At 73.0% G+C, this 26,597-nt stretch carries 21 protein-coding genes; 9 read left to right on the plus strand and 12 right to left on the minus strand.

The genetic code is table 11. From position 1 onward, the window contains the following. Positions 1–166: 166 nt before the first annotated feature. A complete protein-coding gene (locus ACFUJY_RS28225; RefSeq protein ID WP_383304844.1) occupies positions 167–502 on the plus strand; it encodes a DUF6204 family protein in 336 nt (111 codons plus the stop codon). 108 nt (positions 503–610) lie between these two features. Then, complete coding sequence (locus tag ACFUJY_RS28230) at positions 611–2,479, plus strand: transketolase (RefSeq protein WP_383304846.1); 1,869 nt, start codon at positions 611–613, stop codon at positions 2,477–2,479. A 14-nt stretch (positions 2,480–2,493) separates the two neighbouring features. Here the strand turns inward: ACFUJY_RS28230 and ACFUJY_RS28235 are convergent, their stop codons facing one another. The 7 genes from ACFUJY_RS28235 to ACFUJY_RS28265 all read right to left on the minus strand — a co-directional run bounded on the left by ACFUJY_RS28235 (position 2,494) and on the right by ACFUJY_RS28265 (position 9,881). Then, positions 2,494–3,042 carry a GNAT family N-acetyltransferase gene (locus ACFUJY_RS28235; protein WP_383304848.1) on the minus strand — a complete coding sequence of 183 codons (549 nt, stop codon included), beginning with the start codon at positions 3,040–3,042 and terminating at the stop codon, positions 2,494–2,496. Between the two features lie 68 nt (positions 3,043–3,110). Beyond that, positions 3,111–3,350 carry a DUF1049 domain-containing protein gene (locus tag ACFUJY_RS28240; RefSeq protein WP_383304850.1) on the minus strand — a complete coding sequence of 80 codons (240 nt, stop codon included), beginning with the start codon at positions 3,348–3,350 and terminating at the stop codon, positions 3,111–3,113. 119 nt (positions 3,351–3,469) lie between these two features. Next, a complete protein-coding gene (locus ACFUJY_RS28245) occupies positions 3,470–4,414 on the minus strand; it encodes an LD-carboxypeptidase (RefSeq protein WP_383304852.1) in 945 nt (314 codons plus the stop codon). Then, entirely contained in the window at positions 4,411–6,399 is a 1,989-nt protein-coding gene (locus ACFUJY_RS28250; RefSeq protein ID WP_383304854.1) for a prolyl oligopeptidase family serine peptidase, read from the minus strand. The genes ACFUJY_RS28245 and ACFUJY_RS28250 overlap by 4 nt, the downstream gene beginning before the upstream one ends. Before the next feature lie 22 nt (positions 6,400–6,421). Beyond that, positions 6,422–7,765 carry a M20/M25/M40 family metallo-hydrolase gene (locus ACFUJY_RS28255; protein WP_383304855.1) on the minus strand — a complete coding sequence of 448 codons (1,344 nt, stop codon included), beginning with the start codon at positions 7,763–7,765 and terminating at the stop codon, positions 6,422–6,424. Continuing rightward, positions 7,758–8,591, minus strand: coding sequence for a M55 family metallopeptidase (locus tag ACFUJY_RS28260; protein WP_383304857.1), 834 nt, complete (start codon positions 8,589–8,591; stop codon positions 7,758–7,760). The genes ACFUJY_RS28255 and ACFUJY_RS28260 overlap by 8 nt, the downstream gene beginning before the upstream one ends. Before the next feature lie 288 nt (positions 8,592–8,879). Next, positions 8,880–9,881, minus strand: a complete 1,002-nt coding sequence (locus ACFUJY_RS28265; RefSeq protein ID WP_383304859.1) for an aldo/keto reductase — start codon at positions 9,879–9,881, stop codon at positions 8,880–8,882. A gap of 135 nt (positions 9,882–10,016) precedes the next feature. Between ACFUJY_RS28265 and ACFUJY_RS28270 the strand changes: the two genes are divergently transcribed. After that, positions 10,017–10,907: a LysR family transcriptional regulator gene (locus ACFUJY_RS28270; RefSeq protein ID WP_383304860.1), complete on the plus strand. Its 891-nt coding sequence runs from the start codon at positions 10,017–10,019 to the stop codon at positions 10,905–10,907. A gap of 34 nt (positions 10,908–10,941) precedes the next feature. On the opposite strand, the gene ACFUJY_RS28275 is transcribed toward ACFUJY_RS28270, so the two are convergent. The 4 genes from ACFUJY_RS28275 to ACFUJY_RS28290 form a co-directional block, all read right to left on the minus strand. Beyond that, the gene (locus tag ACFUJY_RS28275; protein ID WP_383304862.1) at positions 10,942–11,661 is read right to left on the minus strand and encodes a class I SAM-dependent methyltransferase; all 720 of its coding nucleotides are present in this window, start codon (positions 11,659–11,661) and stop codon (positions 10,942–10,944) included. 97 nt (positions 11,662–11,758) lie between these two features. Next, the gene (locus ACFUJY_RS28280) at positions 11,759–14,200 is read right to left on the minus strand and encodes a SpoIIE family protein phosphatase (RefSeq protein WP_383304864.1); all 2,442 of its coding nucleotides are present in this window, start codon (positions 14,198–14,200) and stop codon (positions 11,759–11,761) included. 156 nt (positions 14,201–14,356) lie between these two features. Next, complete coding sequence (locus ACFUJY_RS28285; protein ID WP_383304866.1) at positions 14,357–16,819, minus strand: MFS transporter; 2,463 nt, start codon at positions 16,817–16,819, stop codon at positions 14,357–14,359. Positions 16,820–17,003: 184 nt separating this feature from the next. Then, positions 17,004–17,447, minus strand: a complete 444-nt coding sequence (locus tag ACFUJY_RS28290) for an SRPBCC family protein (protein ID WP_383304867.1) — start codon at positions 17,445–17,447, stop codon at positions 17,004–17,006. 148 nt (positions 17,448–17,595) lie between these two features. On the opposite strand from ACFUJY_RS28290, the gene ACFUJY_RS28295 reads away from it, so the two are divergent. Together ACFUJY_RS28295 and ACFUJY_RS28300 are read left to right on the plus strand one after the other, a co-directional pair. After that, positions 17,596–18,642, plus strand: coding sequence for an Rv2578c family radical SAM protein (locus ACFUJY_RS28295; RefSeq protein ID WP_383304869.1), 1,047 nt, complete (start codon positions 17,596–17,598; stop codon positions 18,640–18,642). A gap of 132 nt (positions 18,643–18,774) precedes the next feature. Further along, positions 18,775–20,358, plus strand: a complete 1,584-nt coding sequence (locus ACFUJY_RS28300) for an alpha/beta hydrolase (RefSeq protein ID WP_383304871.1) — start codon at positions 18,775–18,777, stop codon at positions 20,356–20,358. A gap of 49 nt (positions 20,359–20,407) precedes the next feature. On the opposite strand, the gene ACFUJY_RS28305 is transcribed toward ACFUJY_RS28300, so the two are convergent. Beyond that, positions 20,408–20,983 carry an adenylosuccinate lyase gene (locus ACFUJY_RS28305; RefSeq protein WP_383304873.1) on the minus strand — a complete coding sequence of 192 codons (576 nt, stop codon included), beginning with the start codon at positions 20,981–20,983 and terminating at the stop codon, positions 20,408–20,410. 343 nt (positions 20,984–21,326) lie between these two features. Between ACFUJY_RS28305 and ACFUJY_RS28310 the strand changes: the two genes are divergently transcribed. The 4 genes from ACFUJY_RS28310 to ccrA all read left to right on the plus strand — a co-directional run bounded on the left by ACFUJY_RS28310 (position 21,327) and on the right by ccrA (position 26,595). Then, on the plus strand, positions 21,327–23,108 hold the full coding sequence (locus ACFUJY_RS28310) for a 3-hydroxyacyl-CoA dehydrogenase family protein (RefSeq protein WP_383304875.1): 1,782 nt from the start codon (positions 21,327–21,329) through the stop codon (positions 23,106–23,108). Between the two features lie 91 nt (positions 23,109–23,199). Further along, positions 23,200–24,015, plus strand: a complete 816-nt coding sequence (locus tag ACFUJY_RS28315; protein ID WP_383304877.1) for a TetR family transcriptional regulator — start codon at positions 23,200–23,202, stop codon at positions 24,013–24,015. A 66-nt stretch (positions 24,016–24,081) separates the two neighbouring features. Beyond that, the gene (locus tag ACFUJY_RS28320; RefSeq protein WP_383304927.1) at positions 24,082–24,882 is read left to right on the plus strand and encodes a GNAT family N-acetyltransferase; all 801 of its coding nucleotides are present in this window, start codon (positions 24,082–24,084) and stop codon (positions 24,880–24,882) included. A gap of 351 nt (positions 24,883–25,233) precedes the next feature. Beyond that, positions 25,234–26,595, plus strand: coding sequence for a crotonyl-CoA carboxylase/reductase (gene ccrA, locus ACFUJY_RS28325; protein ID WP_383304879.1), 1,362 nt, complete (start codon positions 25,234–25,236; stop codon positions 26,593–26,595). The last annotated feature ends 2 nt before the right edge of the window (positions 26,596–26,597 follow it).

Consider the following 26,597-nt stretch of genomic DNA (forward strand, 5'->3'; position numbering starts at 1 on the left):
CGCCCCCGATGACCATGCAACACGCCGGTCGCCGCCCGGACAAGGGGTGTCTTACCGGCCGGAGCCGGCCCGGTCGGCGCCCGCAATTCCGTTTCCGTCCCGCTCCCGGCCCCCGTACGCTCGCTGCGGACACCGGACACGGCAGGCGAGAGGGACAGCGCGACAGATGAGTACGCAGCACACCTACCGGGTGATCGTGCGCGGCACGTTCCAGGATCTGACGGACGCGGCGCGCGAGCGGCTGCTGGCCGAGGTCGAGGAGCACGGTCTCGCCGCGATGCAGTTCACCGAGGAGGGGTCGCTCACCTACGACCGGGTCCTCAAGCACTTCAGCTTCCGCTACGTGGTCGTCTCGGACGCCGAGGACGGCGAGGAGATGGCCGGCGTGATCGCCGAGGACCGGGCGCGGACGACGCTGCGCGAGGCGGGGTACGGGCACGGGGAGCTGCGGTCCACGGCGACGGACATGGACACGATGAAGATCAACTACAAGCGGCGGTGACGCCGGGCCGGGCGGCCGATGGAGGGCAACCTGCCCCCGGAAGGTGATGGACCGCGCGGATTCGGGAACCCGTTCCGTCGTCCCGCCCTCACGCGAAAGGTCCGGCCCATGACCAGCGAACAGACCAGCACGCTCGGCCCCGACAGCGATCTCACCGAGGTGTTCGAGCTCGCCCAGCAGCTGCGGGTGGACTCGGTGCGCGCCAGCACCTCGGCGGGGTCCGGGCACCCCACGTCCAGCCTGTCGGCGGCCGATCTGATGGCGGTCCTCATGACCCGGCATCTGCGGTACGACTGGGACGCGCCCGAGAATCCGGCCGGCGACCACCTGGTCTTCTCCAAGGGCCACGCCTCGCCGCTCCTCTACGCCATGTTCAAGGCCGCCGGGGCCGTCACCGACGAGGAGCTGATGACGACGTACCGCCGCTTCGGCCACCGGCTCCAGGGCCACCCCACGCCCGAGCTGCCGTGGGTGGACGTGGCGACCGGCTCGCTGGGCCAGGGCATCGCGTACGGTGTGGGCATCGCGCTCGCCGGGCGGGACCTGGAGAAGCAGCCGTACCGGGTGTGGGTGCTGTGCGGGGACAGCGAGATGGCCGAGGGGTCCGTCTGGGAGGCCCTGGACAAGGCCGGCCAGCACGAGCTGGGCAACTTCACCGCGATCATCGACGTCAACCGCCTCGGCCAGTCCGGCCCCACCGAGCTGGAGTGGGACACCGACACCTACGCGCGCCGCGTGGAGGCGTTCGGCTGCCGGGCCCTCGTGGTCGACGGCCACGACCTGGCCGAGGTCGACAAGGCGCTGAGGACGGCGGCGGACGGCAGCGCCCCCACCGTGATCGTCGCGAAGACCGTCAAGGGGCGCGGGGTGAGCGAGGTCGCGGACAAGGAGGGCTGGCACGGCAAGCCGCTGCCCGAGGACCTGGCCGAGCGCGCGGTCGGGGAGCTGGGCGGCGTCCGCGACCTGCGGGTGGCGGGCCCCCGGCCGCCGAAGGGCGCGCCCGCCGCGAAGGGCAAAGGCGGGGCCGTGGAGCTGCCGCGCTTCGAGAAGGGCGACGAGGTCGCCACCCGGGTCGCCTTCGGCAAGGCACTGGTGGCGCTCGGGGCGCGGCCCGAGGTCGTCGCCCTGGACGCCGAGGTCGGCAACTCCACGCACTCGGAGGACTTCAAGAAGGCGTACCCGGACCGCTTCTTCCAGACGTACATCGCGGAGCAGCAGATGGTCGCCGAGGCCGTCGGTATGGCCGTGCGCGGCTTCCGCCCGTACGCGACGACGTTCGCGGCGTTCCTCACCCGGGCGCACGACTTCATCCGCATGGCGGCCGTCTCGGACATCACGATGGCACTCTGCGGGACGCACAGCGGGGTGGAGATCGGCGCGGACGGGCCCTCCCAGATGGGGGTCGAGGACCTGGCGATGATGCGTGCGGTGCGCGGCTCGACCGTGCTCTACCCGAGTGACGCGACCTCGGCGGCGGCCCTGACCGCGGCGATGGCGGACCTCGACGGGATCTCGTACCTGCGCACCACGCGCGGCGCCTATCCCGTGCTGTACGGAAGCGAGGAGACGTTCCCCGTGGGCGGCTCCAAGACGCTGCGCCACGGCGACGACGACCAGGTCACCCTGGTCAGCGCCGGGGTCACGCTGCACGAGTGCCTGGCCGCCGCCGACCGGCTGGCGGAGGACGGCGTACGGGCCCGGGTCATCGACCTCTACTCCGTCAAGCCGCTCGACGCCGAGGCCCTGGACCGCGCGGCCCGGGAGACGGGGGCCATGGTCGTCGTGGAGGACCACCACCCGGAAGGCGGTATCGGCGAGGCGGTGCTCTCGGCGCTGGCGGCGTCCGGCAGCCACCCCGCGTTCGCCCATCTCGCGGGCAGCGACCTGCCGGGGTCCGGCACCACGGCGGAGCTGCTCGACGCGGCGGGGATCTCCCGCGACCACATCGCGGACGCGGCCCGCCGGCTGGTCAAGTAGCGGGCGCCGAGGGGTCAGCGCATCTCGGCGGTGATCGCCCAGCGTTCGTGGTCGCGCCAGGCGCCGTCGATGTACAGGAAGTCCGGTGAATGGCCTTCGAGCCGGAAGCCCGCCCTGCGTACGAGCGCGATCGACCCCTCGTTGTCCGGCTGGATGTTGGCCTCCAGGCGGTGCAGGGCGAGCGGCCCGAAGGCGTGGTCCAGGACGAGGTCCAGCCCTTCGCCCATGAGACCGCGCCCGGCCGCGTGGGCGAAGGCGCCGTAGCCGAGGGCTCCGCAGCGGAAGGCTCCGGCGACGATGTTGTTGATGTTGATGAACCCGGCGATCGCCCCGGCCCCGCCCGCCGGGGCCCGCTCGCACACGAGGAATCCGGCCCTCGTCGGGTCGTCGATGAGCGCGCCCGCGTAGGCGGCGTACGTCTCGGGCGTGGTCGGCGGGAACAGCCACGGCCGGTGCAGGGCGGTGCTCTCGCGGGCCCGGGCGGTGAACTCGTCGGCGTCGCCCGGGGTGAAGGGGCGGATCGCCGTGCGCGGCCCCTCAGCGAGATGGCGGGTGTCGGACATCGCCCCAGCGTAGAACGGCCGTGCGGGCAGGGCCTGTGCACCCTGCCCGCACGGCCGTAGCCGCTCTTCTACTTGGACCGCCTGCGGAAGACATAGGCGCCGCACGCCATGCCCGCCAGGAACATCACGACCAGCCATACGTAGAGCGGCGCCGTCACCAGCGGGACGATGAGGCGGACCTCGACGTCCTTGGTGTTCTCGGCGATGAACACGATCGACAGGACCGCGATCACGAGGACCAGGACGCGGCCCGGGGTGAAGGCCCCGCTGCCGCTCTTCCCGCTGCTCGACACGTCCTTCGGGCTCATGAGCAGCCCCTTTCCCGGCCCTGGTACGGCCGTCGCCCGGGGCTCCAGGATGGCTCCGGCCCGTCCCCGAAGGCGGAGATGTTCGGCCGTTCGGGTGACGGGGCGGGGCCGTCGGCAGGTCAGAGCAGGGCGGGCACCTCGACCGTGAGGGTGGCCGGACCGCCGTCCGCCGGGGCGTCCAGCACGGCCGGCACCCCGAGCGGGACGGTGAGCCCGGTGGGCCCGTGCCCGAAGCCCAACTCCTCCACGACCGGGACGCCGAGCCCACCCAGCCGGTCCGCGAGCACGGCCCGCACCCGCTCGTACGGACCGCATCCCGCCCAGGACCCGCAGGCCACCCCGGCGACCCCGTCGAGCGCCCCGGACCGCAGCAGCTGGGTGAGGATGCGGTCCAGGCTGTACGGGTCCTCGGTGGTGTCCTCGATGACGAGCAGCCCGCCCCGGGCCGGACGGCGCGCGTGCGGGGTGCCCAGGTCCGCGGCGAGCAGGCTCACGCAGCCGCCGTAGGTGATGCCGCGCGCCCGGCCCGGCACCAGCGCCCGCGCCTCCTCCAGCCCCAGGGTCAGCTGGGTGTCGGGCTCGAAGAGCGTGGCCCGCAGGGACTCCTGGGTGCGGGGGTCCTTGAGGAAGGTCTCGGTCCCCGCCATCGGCCCGTGCAGGGTGGCGAACCCGGCCCGCAGCGCGAACGCCTCGTGGAGCACGGTGACGTCGCTGTAGCCGGCGAACACCTTGGGCCCGGCCGCGCGCACCGCCGCCCAGTCCACCAGGTCCACCATGCGGTGCGCCCCGTACCCGCCGCGCGCGCAGATCACCGCGTCCACGGCCGGGTCGCACCAGGCGTCCTGGAGGTCCCGGGCCCGGTCCTCGTCCGTACCGGCGAGGTAGTCCACGTCGCGGTGGACGTCCAGCACATGGGGCATCGGCACGACGTCGAGGCCCCAGCCGCGCAGGATGTCCAGGCCGGGTTCCAGCCGGTCGGCGGGGACGGGTCCGCTCGGTGAGACGACGGCGACCCGGGCCCCGGGGCGCAGCCGGGCGGGGCGGGTCAGCGGAGTGAGGGTCACCGCTTCAGCTCCAGGGTGGCCACATCGGCCCGGTCGAAGCCGAACACCTGGGCGTACAAGGAGAGTTCCGACTCCAGCGCGTCGATCATCGTGCCGGCGCGGCGGAAGCCGTGCCCCTCGCCCGGGTAGGTGCGGTAGGCGTGCGGGATGCCGCGCCCCTCGACGGCGGCGAGGAAGCGCTCGCACTGCACGGGCGGGCAGATGGGGTCGTCCTCGCCCTGGAGCAGCAGGAACGGCACGGTGAGCCGGTCGGTGCGGCCGACCGGGGAGCGTTCCCGGTAGCGCTCGGGGACCTCGGCCAGCGGGCCGACCAGCGACTCCAGGTACTGGGACTCGAAGTCGTGGGTCTCGTCGGTGCCCCAGCCGGCGAGGTCCAGGATCGGGTAGATGATGGTGCCGCAGGCGTAGACGTCGGTGCCGGTCAGCGAGGCGGCGCTGGTCCAGCCCCCGGCGCTGCCGCCCCGGACGGCGAGCCGGTCCGGGTCGGCGGTGCCCTCGGCGGCCAGCGTCCCGGCGACGGCGGCGCAGTCCTCGACGTCCACGACGCCCCACTGCTCGCGCAGCCGGTTGCGGTACGCGCGGCCGTATCCGGCGGAGCCCCCGTAGTTGACCTCGGCGACACCGATGCCACGTGAGGTGAAGTAGGCGATCTCCAAGTCCAGGACGAGCGCCGCGTGCCCGGTGGGGCCGCCGTGGGCCCACACCACGTAGGGCGGCAACTCGCCCTCGGCGCCCGTGTGTTCCGGGTTGCGCGGGGGGTAGATCTGGGCGTGGATCTCGCGTCCGCCGGGTCCGGTGAAGGTGCGCAGGACGGGTTCCGGGTAGTACGCGGGGTCGACCGCGTCCTCGTGCGGGGTGCCGATGACCCGGGTGTGGCCGGTGGCGGTGTCCAGCTCCACGATCTCGTAGCCGCTGTGCGGGCTCGCGGCGACGCCGGTGACACGGGAGCCGCGCACGGTGAGCGTCGGTACCCACTCGGTCCACGGGCCGGCGATGTCGACCAGTTCGCAGGTCTCCGGGTCGAGTATGCCGAGGGTGGTGGTGCCCTTGCCGTGCAGGACGGCGATCAGGCCGTTCTCCAGGGGGCGGAACCAGACCAGCCCGATCTTCCACAGCGGCCCGGCGAACTCCTCCTCGCGCGGGCAGAGTTCCGTGGTGTCGCCGGTGTCCGGGTCGAGCCGGCACAGGTTCCACCAGCCGCTGCGGTCGCTCGCCAGGAGCAGCCGCCCGTCGGCGGTCCACTGGACCTGGGGCACGGATTCCTCGGGGCCGCCGGCGACGGCCCGGGCGCCTCGGAAGGTGCCGTCGTCGCCGATGTCCGCGACCAGCACTTCGGTGCCGTCCCAGGGCATGCGCGGGTGGTCCCAGCCGATCCAGGCGGCGCGCCGCCCGTCGGGCGACACCTCGGGGCCGGTGACGAAGCGGTGCCGGCCGTCGCTGAGCTCGCGTACGGCGGACCGGTCGTCGGCCGCCGATCCGTCGAGGGGCACGGCGGCGAGGACCCGGCGCAGCGCGGTGGGTGCCTCGCCGGTGAACTCCTCCAGGACGCACCACACCTCGCCGGCCGCGCCCCGGCCGGGGTGGATGCGCGGGTCGGCCCAGCGCAGTCCGCCGCCGACGGCGGAGACCGGGGTGAGCGGCCACGGTGCGCGGTCGCCGTCGGGCTCGTAGGCGTACAGCCGCTGGTCGGCGAAGTGGACGAAGACGACCAGCGGGCCGCCCTCCGCCCGTTCGGTGCCGGCCCAGGGCTGTCCGCCGTACTCGATGACTCGGCTGCGGACGTCCCAGGGGGCGGGCAGTCCGGTGGTGGTGCCGTCGGCGGTGCGGCGGACCAGGGCGCGCCGGCCTGCTTCGGCGGGACGCGGTTCGGTCCACCACAGCTCGTCGCCGACCGCGCCGGTGTACTCGGGCCGTCCGTCGTGGGAGGCGGCCAGTGCGGCATCGATCGGTGAGGGCCAGCTGCCGTGGGGCTGTGCGGTGGGCATGGGTCGGTCTCCCCCGAGTGGTTCAGGCGGTGCGCAGGTAGTGGTCCAGGACCCGGACGCCGAAGTGCAGCGCGTCGACGGGGACGCGTTCGTCCACGCCGTGGAAGAGGGCCTGGTAATCGAAGCCGACGGGCAGCTTCAGCGGCGAGAAGCCGTAGCCGGTGATGCCGAGCCGGGAGAACTGCTTGGCGTCGGTGCCACCGGACATGCAGTAGGGCACGACGTGCCCGTCCGGGTCGAACCGCTCGACGGCGGCCCGGAGTCTGCCGTACGTGGGTGAGTCGACGGGGGCCTGGAGGGCGACCTCGCGGTGGGCGAACTCCCAGTCGACACAGGGCCCGGTGAGCCGGTCCAGGGTGGCGTGGAACTCCTCGTCGCCGCCGGGGACGGTCCGGCCGTCGATGTGGGCGGTGGCGTGGCCGGGGATGACGTTGACCTTGTAACCGGCGTCCAGCATCGTCGGGTTGGAGCTGTTGCGGACGGTCGGGGCGACGAGGGCCGCGGCCGGGCCGATCTTGCCGAGGAGTTCGTCCACGTCGAAGCCGGGGGCGTCGAGGTCCGGGTGGATGCCGTGGAGTGCGGCGAGTTCGGTCAGCGCGGCGCGGACCGTCGGGGTGAGCCGGACCGGCCACTCGTGCTCGCCGATGCGGGTGACGGCGGCGGCGAGCGCGGTGACGGCGTTGGCCCGGTTGACCTTGGAGCCGTGGCCGGCCTTGCCGTGGGCGGTGAGCTTCAGCCAGCCGGTGCCGCGTTCGCCTGCGCCGATGGGGTACAGCGGCATGTTCGGCCCGGCGTGGAAGGTGAAGGCGCCGGACTCGCTGATGCCCTCCGTGCACCCGTCGAAGAGGGCGGCGTGCCGGTCGGCGAGGAAACCTGCCCCGTCGGCGGCGCTGGCCTCCTCGTCGGCGGTGTACGCGATGACGATGTCGCGGCGCGGGCGGATGCCGGCCCGGGCCCAGAACCGGACGACGGCCAGGACCATCGCGTCCATGTTCTTCATGTCGATGGCGCCGCGGCCCCACACGGTTCCGTCGCGGACCTCGCCGGAGAAGGGGTGCACGGTCCAGTCGGCGGCCTCGGCCGGCACCACGTCGAGGTGTCCGTGGACCAGGAGGGCGGGGGCGGACGGGTCGGTGCCGGGAATGCGGGCGACCACGTTGGTGCGGCCGGGGGTGCGTTCCAGGAGCGCGGGTTCCAGGCCGGTGGCGGCCAGGCGCTCGGCGACGTACTCGGCGGCGGGGCGTTCGCGGCAGTCGCCGTCGCCCCGGTTGGTGGTGTCGATGCGGATCAGTTCGGAGGTGAACGTCACCGATTCGTCGAGCGCCAGGGCGTCGACGGAGTCCTGGGGGGCGGTCGCCTCAGCCATACTGCTCCTCCACGGCGGACGAGACGATCGTCGTCACCGCCTTGAACGTGCGGATACCTTCGTACATCGTCGCGCTGGTGTAGGAGACCCGCCTCTCGCCGCTCGGCGCCACACCGGGTACGACGGTGGCCGCCGCGGCCAGGTGCTCGGCGTCGAATTCCAGCTCCACGGTGAACGGGCCGCCCTCGACCGGTGTGTACCGCCCGGCCAGGGGGACGGCCCGGGCGGCGGCGGCGCGGATGTCGGCGGCGGTACGGGCGGGGGTGCGGCAGACGGCGGCGTACCGCGACACGTAGTCCTTGACGGCCACCTTCGCCGCGTCGGGGGCGTACCCGTCGGCGTCCGCACAGGTCAGGTCGTCGCCGGTGACGAGGACGACGGGGACGCCGTACTCGGCGGCGACATGCGCGTTGAGCAGGCCCTCGCTGGCCCGGACGCCGTTCAGCCAGACCCCGGTGATGGAGTTGGCCAGGTAGGTGTGGGCGAGGACGCCCTCCGTACCGGCCCCGGTGTGGTAGCCGACGAAGGCGACCGCGTCGACGTCGCCGTGCTGGATGCCCTCGACCATGCTGAGCGACTTGTGCTTGCCGGTGAGCATCTGGACGCGGTCGTCCAGTCTCTCCAGGAGCAGGTTGCGCATGGTCCAGTGGGCCTCGTTGATCAGCACCTCGTCCGCTCCCCCGTCGTAGAAGCCGAGGGCGGCGGCGTTGACGTCGGAGGTGAACAGGGAGCGGCACCGCTCCCACTGCGGCGTGCCGGGCAGCACGTCGGCCGGCCAGGTCACGCCGGTGGCGCCTTCCATGTCGGCGCTGACGAGGATCTTCATGCGGCCACACGGTACGCGCCGATGAACGCCCAGGCCAGGGGTGCCGAGCACGCCACAGGTCCAATCCAATGACGCCCCCGGCGGCCGGTGCGGGCCGTCGGGGGCGGGCCCTGTCGTCACATTCCCGTCGTCCGCCCGGAGGGCGGGCCGGGCGGCGTCAGGCGGGTGCTCTCGGCGTGCCGGCCCCAGGCCCCTGTACTGGATGTACTGGGGTCTGGGGCCGGTGCGGCGAGAGTGCGTGCATGGCGTCGCCCGGCAGACGGGAATGTGGCGACAGGGCCCAGGCCGTCAGCCGCGCTTGGCACCCTTCAGCAGCTTCTCGATCCGGGCGAGTTCCTTGTCGGTGAAGTCCAGGTTCCGGACCGTCTCGACGTTGCTCTCCAGCTGCGCGACGCTGCTCGCGCCGACCACGGCGGAGGTGACGCGCCCGCCGCGCAGCACCCAGGCCAGGGCCAGCTGGGCGAGCGACTGGCCGCGCGCGGCGGCGAGTTCGTCGAGTTCACGCAGCCGGGACACCAGGTCCGGGGTGACCGCCTCGGCCGACAGGAAGGGGCTGCTGCCGGCGGCGCGGGAGCCCTCCGGGATGCCGTCGAGGTAGCGGTCGGAGAGGATGCCCTGTTCCAGCGGTGAGTACGCGATGGAGCCGACGCCCAGCTCGTCCAGAGCGGTGAGCAGCCCGTCCTCGGGCCGGCGGTCCAGCATCGAGTAGCGGGGCTGGTGGATGAGGAGCGGGGTGCCGAGCTCCTTCAGGATGCGGGCGGCCTCGCGGGTCTGCTCGGGTGAGTAGTTGGAGACGCCGACGTAGAGCGCCTTGCCCTGGCGCACCGCCGCGTCGAGCGCGCCCATGGTCTCTTCGAGCGGGGTCTCCGGGTCCGGCCGGTGCGAGTAGAAGATGTCGACGTAGTCCAGGCCGAGCCGGGTGAGGCTCTGGTCCAGCGAGGCCAGCAGGTTCTTGCGGGAGCCCCACTCGCCGTACGGGCCGTCCCACATCAGGTAGCCGGCCTTGGTGGAGACGATGATCTCGTCCCGGTGGGCGGCGAAGTCCGTGGCGAGCGCCTTGCCCATCGCGGTCTCGGCGGAGCCGGGCGGCGGGCCGTAGTTGTTGGCCAGGTCGAAGTGGGTGATGCCGAGGTCGAAGGCCCGGCGCAGGATCTCGCCCTGGGTCTGCGGCGTCCGGTCCCCGCCGAAGTTGTGCCACAGGCCGAGCGAGAGGGCGGGCAGCTTCAGGCCGCTGCGCCCGGTGCGCCGGTAGGGCATGTTCGCGTAGCGGTCGGCGGACGGGATGTACATGCGGGACTCCACGGGAGAGACGTTCCGGTTCGGCTTCGCCCGGACGGGGGTCGGGCGCCCGTCCAGGCTCGCTCACTTCGATCCAGTAGTCCAACAGGAGATTCCGCTTGGATTCAGGGCCTAGAGTTCTCAATCATGGAGTTGCGCCAGCTGGAACATTTCGTGGCCGTTGCCGAGGAACGGCATTTCACCCGCGCGGCGGAGCGGGTCGCCGTCTCGCAGTCCGGTCTTTCCGCCTCCGTCCGGGCGCTGGAGCAGGAGCTGCGGACGCCGCTGTTCAGCCGCACCACGCGCAGCGTACGGCTGACCGAGGCGGGGCGCGCCCTGCTGGTGGAGGCGGAGCGCACCCTGGCCGGCGTGCGGGCCGCGAAGGAGGCCGTCGACGCGGTGCGGGGGCTGCTGCGCGGGACCCTGTCGGTGGGCGTGGAGCAGTGCGTGGCCGGGCTGCGGCTGCCCCGGCTGCTCGCCGCCTTCCACCGCGCCCACCCGCACATGGAGATCCGGCTGCGTCAGGAGGGCACGGCGCGGCTGGTGGACGGGGTGGCGGGCGGCCGGCTCGACATCGCGTTCGCCGCGACGGTGGACCCGGCGGGCTGGCGCGGGGAGCTGGTCCCGCTGGCCCGGGAGCCCATGGTGCTGCTCTGCGCGCCGGGCCACCGGCTGGCGGCGGCGGACCGGGCGGACTGGGCGGAGCTGGCGGGTGAGCCGTTCATCGACTTCCACCCGGACTTCGGTCCGCGCCGCGCGGCCGACGCGGCGTTCACGGCGGCCGGGGTGCGGCGCACGGTGGCCCTGGAGGTGACCGACGTACACAGCCTGCTGGAGCTGGTGCACGAGCAGCTGGGCATCGCGCTCGTGCCGCACCACTTCTCCCGCAAGCCCGAGGCGCGCGGACTCGTCGCGGTGCGGCCCGGGGGCGCCGGCGAGGCGTACTACGAGAGTGCCGTGGTGCTCCCCGAGGCGCGGGCGCTCAGCCCGGGGGCGCGGGCCCTGATGGCGCTGCTCCGGGACGAGCCGGGGAGCTGAGGCCCGGGGCCGTACGCGTCCCCGGCCGCCCGGGTCAGCCGGTGGCCAGTACGAACCACCTCGCCGGCAGGTCGATCCGGGTGCCGTCGGGGAGGTTCTCGGTCTGCGGCAGGACGGTGTCGCCGCTGTCCAGGACGGTCAGCCCGGCCGCCGCCAGCAGCTCCGGGACCTCCTCGTCGGTGGCGCTCGCCGGTTTCAGCCCGTGCTCGAAGACCCGGCGCAGCTTCGGGCCCGGCCCGCCCGGGCCCTGCGCCGCGCGGTGCAGGACGTCCTTGGAGGCGGGGGTCAGCTCGGTGACGAAGGCCCGGCCGCGCGCGCCGAGGAGCGTGGCGACGGCGGCGGCGACGGCCGGGCGGGCCTCGGGGTCGCTCTGGTGGATCACCGCCCGCATGTACACGTTGGTGTCCCCGATGCGCTCGTGCAGGGCGCGCACGGCCCCGGCGTCGGTGAGGTCGAGCCGTTCGTACGCCGCGGTCTCCTCCGGGTCCGCCTTCCGGGCGTGTTCGATCGCCGCGTGGGAGAGGTCCACGCCGATCGCGCGGGGGAAGAGGGTGGCGAGGTAGCGGGTCTGCGTGCCGCTGCCGCAGCCGAGGTCCACGACGGGCAGCGTGGCGTCGGCGTGGGGCAGGAGCAGCCGGCTGTGCGGCACGGCGCTCAGGTCCGGCCCGGAGTCCCAGATGGCCTCGCCCGGCTCGTCCGACGTGGCCGCCCAATATCCTTCCCACGCCGCGCGGTACTGCTGTGACACACCCATGCGTACTCCCAAGTCCCGTGGTGCAGGCTCATATCGCTCAGCCAGGGACTACTGCCCCGAGGCGCCCGGGGGCAAGGGTGCGGACGCAACCTCTCTGTCAGGGACGGCGGTTGGACCGGGGCCGGGGCACCCGGGACAGGGCCAGTTCGAACCAGACGGTCTTGCCGCGAGCCGTGCCGCTGGTGCCCCACTCCTTGGCGAGGCTGCTCACCACCATGAGGCCCCGGCCGAACTCGTCGCTGTCGGTGACGCCGAGGAGCGAGGCGGGGGCCGGCTCGTCGTCGCTGACCTCGCACAGCAGCGCGTCGGTGCGGACCAGCCGGAGCCCGATGTGGTGGGTGCGGCCGTGCTTGAAGGCGTTGGTGACCAGCTCGCTGACCATCAGCTCGGCCGCCTCCACCGCGTCGGGCAGTTCCCAGTCGAGCAGTTGGCCGCGCACGAGGCGGCGCGCCCGGGACACCTCGCGGGGGTCGAGGGCGAGCTGCCACTCGGCGACGTCCTCGTCCGCGATGCCGTTGAGCCGGGCCATCAGCAGGGCGACGTCGTCCTTGCGCCCACCGTCGGTGTTCAGGGCGCGGATGATCGTGTCGCAGGCGTCGTCCATCGAAGCGGCGGGGTGGGCGGCGGAGGCGCTGAGCGCGGCGAGCCCCGCCCCGATGTCCTGGCCGCGGACCTCGACCAGCCCGTCGGTGCACAGGACGAGCCGGTCGCCGGGGCGGACCCGCACGGTGGCGGTCTCGAAGGCGACCCCGCCGACGCCGATGGGCGCCCCGGTCGGCAGGTCGAGCAGTTCGGCCCGGCCGTCCTCGGCGCGGACCAGCACGGGCGGGATGTGGCCGGCGTTGGCGATCTGGAGCTCGCCCGCGATCGGGTCGTAGACCGCGTACAGGCAGGTCGCGAGGTACTGCTCGCCGAGGCGCTGGGCCAGGTCGTCGAGGTTGCGCAGGAGCTGTGCGGGCTCCATCTCCATGGTGGCCATGGTCAGCACGGCGGTCCGCAGCTGGCCCATCATGGCCGCCGAGTTGAGCCCGTGGCCCATGACGTCGCCGACCACCAGCGCGGTGCGCGAGCCGGGGAGCTTCACCGAGTCGAACCAGTCGCCGCCGATCCGCCCGAGCCGGGTGCCCGGCAGATAGCGGGTCGCGATGTCGCAACCGGCCATCCGGGGCTCGACCTTGGGCAGCATGCTGTCCTGAAGCGTCTCCGCGACGTTCTCCTGGTACGTGTACATGCGGGCGTTGTCCAGGACGAGCCCGGCGCGCGCGGCGAGTTCGGCGCCGGTGGTGCGGTCCATGTCGTCGAAGGGCTCGCGGCCGGGGCGGCGCATCAGGACCATGAAGCCGAGCACCACGTCACGGGCCTTGAGCGGCACGATGAGCAGCGAGCGGTGCGTGATCAGGGGGCGGAGGTCGCGTTTCTCGAACTCGCCGGAGATCCGGTTGCTCAGCTCCTCGCTCACATGGGGCACGATGACGGGCTCGCCGGTGACCATGCACTGGAAGAACGGGGTGTGCTCGGGAAAGGCGATGGCCTCGCCGACGGGCACGGTGTCGTCCCAGCGGCCCGGTTCGTCGTTGTGCTCGACCCACACGCGGTGCCAGATGGTGGTCACGTCGGGCGGTCCGTCGGGGAAGCCCTCACCGGCGAGGACGGCCGCGCGCAGATGCGTACCGGCGAAGTCGGTGAAGCGGGGGACGGCGGCGCTGGTGACCTCGCGGATGGTGCGTTCCAGGTCGAGCGAGGTGCCGATCCGGCCGCTCACCTCGTTGAGGAACTCCAGCCGTTCGCGGACCGCCGCGTATTCGAGGTCCAGCTCGGGCCGGGGCACGGCGCGCGGCGGGGCCGCCACCGCCTCCTCGCCATACCCGTCCGCCGGCGCCGACGCCCCTCCGGCGCGCTTGGGCACGCCCCAGTCCGGGGTGACGGGGATGCGCTCGTGGTGGCTGAACTCCAGAACCGGGTAACCCAGTTCGAGCACCTGGGTGACGATCCCGGTCGCCTCGTGGACGCTCATGTTCGGCAGGATCTCGGGCAGCCGGGCGGACAGCTCGGGGTGGCCGGGGAAGTCGGTGTGCAGGGCGAAGGCGGGCGAGACCGTACGGGCCGGGCGGTCCTCGCCGTCCTCGGCTTCGCGCAGGTGCGCGCAGTCGGCGGCGAGCACCAGCAGCCGGGCCGGTCCGGGGCCGGCGAGCGGGTAGGCCCACCACAGCACGTCGATCCGGCCGTGCCCGGGCTCGTCGAGACGGGCCCGGCCCGAAGCGGGGTAGGGGAACTCCCCGCTGAGCGAGCTGTCGAGCGCGGGGCCCTCGTCGTACCGCGCGGGAACGCCGTCCGGTCCCAGCACACCGGAAACGGGCAGGAGTTCACCCGCGGGAGAGCCGACCGCGTCCTCGCGCGGGATGCCGAAGAGCCTGCGCGCCCCGGACGACCAGTGCGAGACGAGCCCCTCCGCGTCGACCACGGCCACGGCGAGCGGCACGCGGCCCGCCGTGCCGTCACCCGGCTGTGGTGTCCTCTGCGGCGGCACACCGAGGTCCATGAGGGGAAGGCTCCTTCCTCACCGCGGCATTCCGCGGCGCGTGACTCCACGGTACGGGGCTGCGACCGGCGTCCGCGGGTCATCGGCGGAATCCCCCACGGGGGTGGTGCGCCCCGCGCGCTCCGGGGCGCACCGGCCCGGCCCTGCCGGGGGAGTTCAGTCCTCGTGCCCCAGCTGGAGGTCGCGCTCGGTGCGTCCGCCGCCCGCGACCTGGAGGACCGTGGCGACGGGCGGGTAGCCGGCCGCGATCACGGTGTACTCGCCGGTGGACAGGTCCACGAAGCGGAACGCCCCGTCCGGGCCCGTGGTCACGGTGTCCACGACGTTGCCCGCCGCGTCCAGGAGCGTGACCCGGGCGTCCTCGACGGGCCGCCCGGCGGTGGCCCGGACGATCCCGCGCAGCACGGCGCCGCCGGCCAGCTCGATGTCCTGCCGGGTCTCGCGGGCCGCCTGCACGCTGACCGGCAGGGCGGCGGGCCGGAAGGCCGGGGCGGAGGCGGCGAGGGTGTACTCGCCGGCGACCAGCTCCGTGATCACGTAGCCGCCCTCGCGTCCGCTGCGCGTGGAGGCGACGACCTCGCCGCGCACGTCGGTGAGCGTGACGGCCGCGTCCCGCACGGGGACGCCGTCCGCCGTGACGACGGTGCCCGCGAGCCGGCCGGCGCCGCCGAGCACCACGTCCAGCTCGACCGGGCGTTCGCCGACGGTGACGCTGACGGCCTGCGGCTGGTGGCCTCCGGCGGCGGCGATCAGGACGTACGAACCGGCGCCCGGCACGCTGAGGGCGTACCGCCCCTCGTCTCCGCTGGCACCCCGGCCGACCTGCTGGCCCTGGACGTCGATGAGGGTGAGGGCGGCGCGCGGCACCTTCGTACCGTCGGAGTGCTGGACGGTGCCCGAGACGGGGACGCCGGAGAGGTAGCCGGCGGACGGGGCGGCCGGGTCGGTGCGGGCGGAGGGGATCGGGGTGTATTCGGTGGTGGCTTCGGGTCCTGCGGTGGTTTCGGGGCTGTGGGACACCAGCGGTTTCTCCTTGAGGAAGAAGGCGAAGAACAGGCCGAGCACGAGGACCGGCACGAGGTAGAGGAAGATCCGGGGCATCGCGTCGGCGTACGCCTGGATGTACGCGTCCCGCAGTGCGGGCTCCATCGCGTGGACCAGCTGCGGGCTGATCGACTCCGGGTCGGGGAGGTCCGCCCCGGAGGGCAGCCGGACGGCGAGCGCGTCGGTGAGCCGCCCGGCGAACAGGGTGCCGAAGACGGCGGCGCCGACGCTGCCGCCGATCTGCCGGAAGTAGTTGTTGGCGCTGGTGGCGGTGCCCAGGTCGGCGGGGCGCACGGAGTTCTGCACGGCGAGGACCAGGACCGGCATGATCAGCCCGATCCCGAGGCCGAGGACGGCCTGCGCGATGCTGTATTCGAGGCGCGGGGTGTCGGTCTCCAGCCGGGACAGCAGCCACATGCCCACCGCCGAGACCGCGCTGCCCGCGATCGGATAGACGCGGTAGCGCCCGGTGCGGGAGATGAGCTGGCCCGAGATCACCGAGGCGCCGACGATGCCGCCCATCATGGGGAGCATCAGCAGCCCGGACTCGGTGGCGGTGGCCCCGTCGACCATCTGGAGGAAGGTGGGCAGATAGCTGGCCGCACCGAACAGCGCCACCCCGACGACCGCGCCGACCAGGGCGGTCACGTTGAAGATCGAGTCGCGGAACAGCCGGAGCGGGATGACGGGTTCGGCGGCGCGGCGCTCCACGAGGAGGAACAGCAGAGTCGTTCCGGCAGCTCCGGCGCCCAGTCCCAGGATGGTGCCCGAGCCCCAGGCGTACTCCGTGCCGCCCCAGCTGGTCAGCAGCACCAGACAGGTGGAGGCGGCGGCGAGGAGGGCGGCGCCGAGGACGTCGAGCCGGGGGCGGACGGTGGGCCTGGGGAGTTTGAGGACGACGGTGATCACGGCGAGGGTGATCAGGCCGAACGGCACGTTGATGTAGAAGCACCAGCGCCAGGAGGCGTGGTCCGTGAAGAAGCCGCCGAGCAGCGGTCCGGCCACCGAGGCGAGGCCGAAGGCGGCGCCGATGAGGCCCATGAACCGGCCGCGCTCACGGGGCGGGACCACGTCCGCGATGATCGCCTGCACACCGATCATCAGTCCGCCGCCACCGATGCCCTGGAGTGCCCGGAAGGCGATGAGCTGGTCCATCGTGCGGGACCAGCCGGCCAGCGCGGAGCCGACGACGAAGACGATGATGGCGAACTGGAAGACGCTCTTGCGCCCGAAGAGGTCGCCCAGCTTGCCGTAGATCGGGAGACCGATGGTCGAGGCGAGCAGATAGGCGGTGACCGCCCAGGACATCTTCTCCAGGCCGTGCAGCTCGCCGACGATCTTCGGGAGCGCGGTGGCGACGATCATCTGGTCGAGCGCCGCGAGCAGGAGCGTGAGCATCAGCCCGACGAAGACCAGCCGGATGCGGCGGGGGTCCGTCGCGAAGCCGTCGGACGTGTCGCCGGCGGCGGTCTCCGCCGGGGCGGGGGGCGGCGGGGGCGGGGCGGACGCGGGCGCCGCCTCGGCGTCCCCCGGGCCGCCCGGCTCGTCCTCCAACAGTGTGATGCCACCCACCACGTGCCGCTCCCCTCGTCGCGCTGCCGCACATTTCTCGCATCGCGCGATAAGTGAGGGCAAACGCGACGGGGGGCGCCGGCGGCGCACTCAGGGGGCGTAACCCCCGGTCGGAGGCACTACGGCGCACAACCGCCCTGCCGCAAAGACCACCCGAACCGGTGAGGGGGGCGGTGCCGACGCGGGGTCAGTTCTCCACCTCGGCGGCGAGGTTGGCCAGCAGCTCGTCGTAGATGCGGGCGAGGCCCTTGGGCGCGAAGGTCTTCTCGAAGAAGCCGCCGATGCCGCCGGCGCCGTTCCACACGGTCGCGACGACGGCCTTGGACGTGCCCTCGCCGGCGGGGACGACGGTCCAGGTGGTGACCATCGAGGAGTTGCGGTCCTTCTCTACGAGCTGGCCTTCGGTCGGCTCGCTGACCTCCAGGAGGCAGTCGCGCACCCGCTTACTGGTGGCCTGGAGCTTCCAGTGGACGAGGGTGCCCTCGCCGTCGCCGCCCTCACGCACCTCGTACTCGCTGTAGTGGGCGGGGAGCACCTTGCCGCGGACGTCCTTGTAGTCGGCCAGCGCGTCGAACACCGCCTCCGCGTCCGCCGCGATGATCCGCTCCGTCGTGGCTTCGACCTGCGCCATGCCTGTTCCTCCAGCACTCGGTTCTTCGGGGTGTGCTGAGCCAATCACCTCGGGTGTCCGGCTCAAAATCCGGTCCGGGACGAAGGGGAAAAAACGATCATGGGAACAAGTGTTCTATTCTCGGTCCAGAACTACCGAGGAGGCGTCCATGCGCTGGGACAATCTGGCTGAAGACAACGCCAACCACCCCCCGAGCGGTACGGGTGCGCTCTTCGCCGCCGACGCGGTGACCACCCGCACCTTCGACACCCCGGAATTCCGGGGCATCACCTTCCACGAGGTCCGGGCCCGCTCGATCGTGAACCGGGTGCCCGGCGCCTCCCGGATGCCGTTCGAATGGACCGTCAACCCGTACCGGGGCTGCACGCACGCCTGCGTCTACTGCTTCGCCCGCAAGACCCACAGCTATCTCGACCTGGACACCGGGCTCGGCTTCGACTCGCAGATCGTCGTCAAGGTCAACGCCCCGGAGCTGGTCCGCCGCGAGATCGCCTCGCCGCGCTGGCACGGCGCGCACCTCGCGATGGGCACCAACGTCGACTGCTACCAGCGGGCGGAGGGCCGCTACCGGCTGATGCCCGGCATCCTGAGCGCCCTGCGCGACCACGCGAACCCGTTCTCGATCCTGACGAAGGGCACGCTGATCCTGCGCGACCTGGAGCTGCTGCGGCAGGCCGCCGAGGTCACCGAGGTCGGCGTCTCGGTCTCGGTCGGGTTCACGGACCCCGAGCTCTGGCGGACGGTGGAGCCCGGCACGCCCTCGCCGGAGCGCCGGCTCGACGTCGTACGGAGGCTGAGCGAGGTGGGCATCGGCTGCGGGGTGCTGATGGCACCGGTCATCCCGCACCTCGGCGACAGCCCCGAGCAGCTGCGGGCCACCGTCCGCGCGATCGCCGCCGCCGGCGCGACCTCGGTGACCCCGCTCGTCCTGCATCTGCGCCCCGGCGCCCGGGAGTGGTTCATGGAGTGGCTGGGCCACCACCACCCGCATCTCGTACGGCGTTACGAGCGGCTGTACGCGGACGGCGCCTACGCACCGACCTGGTACCAGCGGCGCATCACCCGGTACGTGCACGAGCTGGCGGCCGAGTACGGGATCGGGCCCTCGCACCGCGGGACCGCCCGCCGCCTCCCCCGGCGCGAGCCGCGGGCACCGCTCGACGGCTCGGAGCCCACCCAGCTCACCCTGCTCTGAGCGGGCCGGCCCCGCACGGATGCGCAAACGGGTCATCTCTCAGCACAACGGGTCCTTCCGGTGCCGATTGCGGGGAACATGCGGCGGGGGCTGCGTCCCGCGCAGCCGTGTTCCCCCATCCCGGGAGGCCATATGACGAACCGTTCCGTACTGCTGCTCGCCGTCGGGGCGACGGTCGCCGGTCTGGTGACCGCCGCGCCGGCCACGGCGGACACCGCGACCCCGCGTGCCGCACCGCTCGCCTGGAAGGACTGCGGTACGAAGTCCTCCCCGACGCTCCAGTGCGCGACGGTACGCTCCCCGCTCGACCACGACGACCCGGCGGGCCGCCAGGTCACCCTGGCCCTGACGCGCGTGCCGCACACCTCGAAGACCTTCCAGGGCCCGCTGCTGGTGAATCCGGGCGGGCCCGGCGGCAGCGGTCTTTCGATGGCCGCCTTCGTCGCCGCCTCGCTGCCGAAGGCGGTCGCCTCGCAGTACGACGTGATCGGCTTCGACCCGCGCGGCGTCGGGAGGAGCCGCCCCGCCCTGGACTGCCTGCCCGGATACTTCGACCCGGTCAGGCCCGACCCCGTGCCGCAGTCCCTCGGCGGCGAGCGGGTCAACCGCAACCGGGCCCGTGACTTCGCGGCGGCCTGCGGCGAGAAGTACCCGGACCTGCTCCCGTACATGGACACGGTCAGCGCGGCCAAGGACCTGGACGTGATCCGGCGCGCGACCGGGGCGCGGCGGCTCAACTACTTCGGCTACTCCTACGGCACCTACCTCGGCGCGGTGTACGCCAAGCTCTTCCCGGAACGCGTCCGGCGCCTGGTCCTCGACTCGAACGTGGACCCCGAGGGCGTCTGGTACGAGGACAACCTCACCCAGGACTACGCGTTCGACACCCGGCACAAGGCGTTCGCCGCCTGGGTCGCGAAGTACGACGCCACCTACCACCTGGGCGGCGACCCGGCGGAGGTCGAGGCCGCCTGGTACCGGATGCGGGACGCGGTGAAGAAGCGTCCGGCGGGCGAGAAGGTCGGCGCGGGCGAACTGGACGACACCTTCCTGCCGGGCGGCTACTACAACGGCTACTGGCCGCAGCTGGCCGAGGCGTTCGCCGCGTACGTCAACGACAAGGACGAGAAGCCGCTCGTCGCGGCGTTCGAACGGTTCGGCGCGGTGGACGCGGAGGGCGACAACGGGTACTCCGTCTACACGGCCGTGCAGTGCCGGGACGCCTCCTGGCCGCGCGACTGGAACACCTGGCGCAGCGACACCTGGCGGGTGCACGCGAAGGCGCCGTTCATGGCCTGGGGCAACACCTGGTACAACGCGCCGTGCGCCGACTGGCCGGTGGAGCCGCTGAACCCGGTGCGGGTGTCCAACCACGCCCTGCCCCCGGTGCTGCTGTTCCAGGCGACGGACGACGCGGCCACCCCGTACGAGGGCGGCGTCACCCTGCACCGCAAGCTGCGCGGCTCCCGCCTGGTGGTCGAACAGGGCGGTGGCAACCACGGGATCACCCTGAGCGGCAACGCCTGCCTGGACCGCTACCTGACGGACTACCTGGCGAACGGCACCGTGCCCCGAGCCGGCCGGGGCGACGTGGACGCGGTCTGCGCGAAGACACCCGACCCGGAGCCGGAGACCGCCAAGTCGGCCCGCCCGGCGATGCGTCCGGACGCGGACCGGGGCAGCGTGCTGCACGGGCTGCTGGGGTTCCGGCGCTGAAGCCGGGCACCGAGGGGCGCACGCGGAACGACCGCGTGCGCCCCTCCGCTCATCCGCCCGGCAGGCGGCCCAGCGCCTCCCGCGCCGCCTCCGCCAGCCGGGGCCGGGGCAGCGCCGCCTCCAGGACCGGGCGGGCGCGGGCGTCCCCGAGGGACCCCAGGCCCTCCACGCAGGCCAGCGCGACGCGCCAGTGCGGTTCGTCCGGGGCCAGCAGGCCGGACAGGGTCTCGATCAGGGCGGGTACCGACTCCGGGGCGCGGAGCGTGGTGAGCAGGCGGACCGGGTGGAGGGCGTAGGCGGTGCGCAGGGAGTTGGTGGCGAGGGCGGCGGCGGCGCGCGGGGTGCGGGGGTCGGCCAGGCGGGCCAGGGCGTGGGCGGCGCTGACGCAGCGGTCGGGGTCGCGGTGGTTGAGGAGGAGGACCAGGGGTTCGAAGGCGCGGCGGTCACCGGCGCAGCCCAGCCGGAACGCGGCGATCTCGCGCGCCCACAGCGGCCGTTCGTGCTCGACCAGCACCCGGGCCAGTTCCTCGTCGTCCTCGGTGGCGAGCAGGGCGCGGTAGGCCGCCGACTCCCCCGCCTCGCCGGCCAGCCGGTGCGCGAGCGACCGGAACTCCTCGTCGTCCATGACGGTCAGCGTAACGGCGGACACGGTGGGTGCCGGCGGGCCCCGGGAATGTGGCGCGGGCCACAACCGGCCGGGGCTGGCGCGCTCGTTACTCACTGGTTAAGCTCAGTTGAGCGGGACATGCTCCCGTCGCTCCGACGGCCTGGTGACGCAGCCGTCCGGAGTGTTGTCGGTTCGGCAGCTGTACGAGACGTGGCCCCGGGGCAGGGTCCGTCGCTCCTTTCCGGTCCCGTGCGTGGATCACGCCCGGTGGTCGAACACCACGACAGGCACCTCCCGCACGCCGTGCGCCGCGCGCGCCCCGTGCGTCCTCTCAGTCGTCACTCATCCCTGGAGTCCCGTGATGGACATCCCTCTCTCCACCATTGCCGTCGTCGGCCTCGGCACGATGGGCACCGGAATCGCCGAGGTCCTGGCCCGTTCCGGCCGCGAGGTCGTCGGCATCGACACCGACGAGGCCGCCGCCCGCCGGGCCGTCGCCTCGCTGGAGGCGTCCACCGCCCGCGCCGTGCGGCGCGGGCGGATCACCGAGGAGGAGCGGCGCGACGCGCTCGCCCGCTTCCGTACGTTCTCCGACCTCCAGGCGGCCGCCGACGCGGAGCTGGTCATCGAAGTCGTGCCGGAGTCGTACGAGATCAAGCAGCAGGTCTTCCGGGAGCTCGACGCGATCGTCTCCCCCGCCACGATCCTCGCGACCGGCACCAACGCCCTGTCGGTCACCCGTCTCGCTGCCGAGTCGCAGCGTCCGGAGCGGGTGCTCGGCCTGCACTTCTTCAACCCGGCGCCGGCCATGAAGCTGATCGAGGTGGTCTCCTCGGTGCTGACGGCCCCGCCCGCCGTGGCAGCGGTCACCGAGCTGGCCCGGCTGCTGGGCAAGGAGCCGGTGGCCATCGGTGACCGGCCCGGGTTCGTCGCGGACGGCCTGCTGTTCGGCTACCTCAACCAGGCCGCCGCGATGTACGAGGCGAACTACGCCACCCGCGAGGACATCGACGCCGCGATGAAGCTGGGCTGCGGCCTGCCGATGGGTCCGCTGGCGCTGCTGGACCTGATCGGCATCGACACGGCCCGCACGGTCCTGGAGGCGATGTACTCCTCCTCGCACGACCGCCTGCACGCCCCCGCGCCCATCCTGGGCCAGCTCGCCTCCGCCGGTCTCACCGGCCGCAAGGCGGGGCGCGGCTTCTACACCTACGCCGAGCCGGGCGGCCAGACCGTGGTGCCGGACGCCCTGACGCCGGCGCCGCGCGGCGAGGAAGCCGCCGGGCGCACCGTGCGGTCGGTGGGCGTCGCGGGCTCCGGGACGATGGCCTCGGGGATCGCGGAGGTCTTCGCCAAGGCGGGTTACGCGGTGGTGCTCGCCGCGCGCGGCCAGGAGAAGGCGGACCTCGCCAAGGCCCGGATCGCCGCGTCGCTGGACCGGTCGGTGGCCAAGGGGCGGCTGAGCGGGCAGGCTCGCGACGAGGCGCTGGGCCGGATCACCGCGGCGGCCTCGCTGGACGCCTTCGCGGAGGTGGACCTGGCGGTGGAGGCGGTCGCCGAGGACCTGCTGGTCAAGCAGGAGCTGTTCGCCACGCTGGACAAGGTGTGCCGGCCGGGCGCGGTGCTGGCCACGACGACCTCCTCGCTGCCGGTCGTCGCGATCGCCCGGGCCACCGGGCGGCCCGAGGACGTCGTCGGGATGCACTTCTTCAACCCGGCACCCGCGATGAAGCTGGTCGAGGTCGTGCGTACGGTGCTCACCGCCGACGATGTGCACGCCACGGTCCACGAGGTGTGCCACACGGTCCGCAAGCACCCGGTGGACTGCGGGGACCGGGCCGGCTTCATCGTGAACGCGCTGCTGTTCCCGTACCTCAACAACGCCGTCAAGATGGTCGAGGAGCACTACGCGTCCCTGGACGACATCGACGCCGCGATGAAGCTGGGCGGCGGCTACCCGATGGGCCCGTTCGAGCTGCTGGACGTGGTCGGGCTCGATGTCTCGCTGGCCATCGAGAAGGTGCTCCACAACGAGTTCCGCGACCCGGGCCTGGCGCCCGCCCCGCTCCTGGAACACCTGGTGGCCGCGGGCTGCCTCGGCCGCAAGACGGGGCGCGGTTTCCGCGAATATGCCCGGCGCTGACGCGGGAGCCGGCTGGGGCGGGCTGCTCGGGCCTCCGGGCGGCCCGCCCCCGCAGGCGCGCTGCCCGGCCTCCATGCAGTACGTTCACACCATGTCCCAGCCCGCCAGGTCCACCCGTGTGTCCGCCGCGCCCGACGTCCCGGAGAGTGCCGCAGGCACCCGTGCCGCCGCCCAGCGGCTCAAAATGCGCCGCGAGCTGGCCGCCGCGGCGATGGAACTCTTCGCGACGAAGGGGTACGAAGCGACCACGGTCGACGAGATCGCGGGCGCGGCGGGCGTGGCCCGGCGGACCTTCTTCCGCCACTTCCGCTCCAAGGAAGAGGCGATCTTCCCGGACCACGACGACACCCTCGTGCGGGCCGAGGCCGTCCTCAACGCGGCCCCGGCGCACGAGCACCCGCTCGACACGGTGTGCCGGGGCATCAAGGAGGTCATGCGGATGTACGCGGCCAAGCCCGCGGTCTCCGTGGCCCGTTACAAGCTGACCCGCGAGGTGCCGACCCTGCGCCAGGCGGAGATCGCCTCGGTGGCCCGCTACGAGCGGCTGTTCACGCGGTATCTGCTGGGCCACTTCGACGAGCGCGACCACCACCCCGGCAACGACGACCCGCTGCTGGCCGAGGTCGCCGCGTCCGCCGTCGTCACCGCGCACAACCATGTGCTGCGCCGCTGGCTGCGGGCGGACGGGCAGGGCGATGTGGAGGCGCAGCTCGACCAGGCGTTCGCCATCGTGCGCGACACCTTCGGCACGGGCATCGGCGCGGGCCGCACGGCGGGCGCCGAGCCCGCGAAGCCGCCGGCCGCGTCGGTGGAGAGCCAGGGCGAGGTGCTGGTCGCCGTGGCGCGTACGGACGCGCCCCTGGACGAGGTCATGCGGACGATCCAGCAGGCCCTCAAGGAGCGCTGACCCGCCCCGGGAAACCCTGTTGCCGGAGCGGGTCCCCGATGCTGGGGTGTGCGCATGAACGATCATGTGGCATCCGACCCGGCCCGCCTCCTCGCCCGTTTCGACCGGGTGATGCGCGAGCACGCCCGCCCCGAGAGCCCCGGCGTCCGCGTGGAGCGCGCGGGCGACGTCGTACGGCAGGTGGGCGCCGCGCACGCCTGGAACGGGGTGGTGTGGTCCGCGCCGGACCTGGACGCCGCCCGGGCGGACGCGGCGGTCGCGGAGCAGGTGGCGTACTGCGAGCGGACGGGCTGCGACGCGTTCGAGTGGAAGCTCTACGGGCACGACCGGCCCGCCGACCTGGGGGCGCGGCTGCTGGCGGCCGGTTTCGAGGCCGAGGAGCCGGAGACCCTGCTCGTGGCGCGGGTGGCCGAGTTGGCCACGGCGGTGCGGCTGCCCGAGGGCGTCCGGCTGGAGGAGGTGCGGGACGAGGCCGGCGCGGAACTGATGGCGCGCGCCAATGAGCGGGCGTTCGGCAGGGACGGGGCATGGCTGCGCCGGCTGGTCGTGGAGCGGCTGCGGGAGGACCCGGAGCATTTCGTGGCGCTGGTGGCCATGGCGGGCGACGAGCCGGTCAGCTCCGCGCGGATGGAGTTGTACCCGGGCACGGGGTTCGCGGGACTGTGGGGCGGCGGCACGGCCCCCGCCTGGCGCGGGCGGGGCGTCTACCGGGCGCTGGTGGCCTTCCGGGCGGGTGTGGCGGCGGAGCGGGGTTACGACCACCTCCAGGTCGACGCCACGGAGGACAGCCGCCCGATCCTGGAGCGCCTCGGCTTCACGGCACTGACCACCACGACCCCGTACGTCTACCGCCCCACGCGCCCCTGACCGGCCATACCGGGGCGCCTCCGCCCATACCGCCGTCCGTGTTGCTCATACGTGGCGGCCGACTGACAATTGAGGGAAATTACTGGCACCGAGTGCCTTGCCAGCTGTCACGCAGTGCCATACGTTGAAGGCATCCGGGCGGCCGGCGTGCTGGGAACTCACGTACGCCGGCTGTCCCCGCAAGCCACGTGCCTGCGCGCCCGGGCGCCTGCGTCACCAGGCAACCCTTCTGCTCCACAGAGCAAGCAGCCGAGCACCACCCCCGCCGAACCGACGGCACACCTCCAGACCCGTTCCCCCTGTTCTCAGGGCCCCTCAGCGTTCCCTCACAACGCACCGCCGGAGGCACCCGTGAAGGAAATCCTGGACGCGATCCAGTCGCAGACCGAAGCGAAGGGCGGCTCCGCCGCGCCCACCGCCGCCGACTTCGCGGCACTGCCCGTGCCCGAGTGGTACCGCGCGGTCACCGTCCACAAGGACGAGGCCGAGATGTTCGCGGGCGTCGACAGCCGCGACAAGGACCCGCGCAAGTCGCTCCACGTGGAGGAGGTGCCGGTGCCCGAACTCGGTCCGGGCGAGGCCCTGGTCGCGGTCATGGCCAGCTCGGTGAACTACAACTCCGTCTGGACCTCGATCTTCGAACCGGTCTCCACCTTCGGCTTCCTGGAGCGGTACGGCAGGGTCAGCGAGCTCACCAAGCGCCACGACCTGCCGTACCACGTCATCGGCTCCGACCTGGCGGGCGTCGTCCTGCGCACCGGCCCGGGCGTCAACGCCTGGAAGCCGGGCGACGAGGTCGTCGCGCACTGCCTCTCGGTCGAACTGGAGTCCTCGGACGGCCACAACGACACGATGCTCGACCCGGAGCAGCGGATCTGGGGCTTCGAGACGAACTTCGGCGGTCTGGCGGAGCTCGCACTCGTCAAGTCGAACCAGCTGATGCCGAAGCCCGGTCACCTCAGCTGGGAGGAGGCCGCGGCTCCCGGGCTCGTCAACTCCACCGCGTACCGCCAGCTCGTCTCGCGCAACGGCGCCGGCATGAAGCAGGGCGACAACGTGCTGATCTGGGGCGCCAGCGGCGGACTCGGCTCGTACGCCACGCAGTTCGCGCTGGCCGGCGGCGCCAACCCGATCTGTGTCGTCTCCAGCGAGCAGAAGGCGGAGATCTGCCGGAAGATGGGCGCCGAGGCGATCATCGACCGCAACGCCGAGGGCTACGCGTTCTGGAAGGACGAGCAGAACCAGGACCCGCGCGAGTGGAAGCGGTTCGGCAAGCGCATCCGTGAACTGACCGGCGGCGAGGACGTGGACATCGTCTTCGAGCACCCGGGCCGCGAGACGTTCGGCGCGAGCGTCTACGTGACCCGCAAGGGCGGCACGATCGTCACCTGCGCCTCGACCTCGGGCTACAACCACGAGTACGACAACCGCTACCTGTGGATGTCGCTCAAGCGCATCATCGGCTCCCACTTCGCCAACTACCGCGAGGCGTGGGAGGCCAACCGCCTGATCGCCAAGGGCAAGATCCACCCGACGCTCTCCAAGGTCTACTCGCTGGAGGAGACCGGTCAGGCCGCCCACGACGTGCACCGCAACGCCCACCAGGGCAAGGTCGGCGTCCTGGCCCTGGCCCCGCGCGAGGGCATGGGCGTGCGCGACCACGAGACGCGCGAGACGCACCTGGACGCCATCAACCGCTTCCGGAACGTCTGAGG

Origin of the sequence: Streptomyces sp. NPDC057249 (assembly GCF_042669245.1) — a bacterium.
GTDB lineage: Bacteria > Actinomycetota > Actinomycetes > Streptomycetales > Streptomycetaceae > Streptomyces.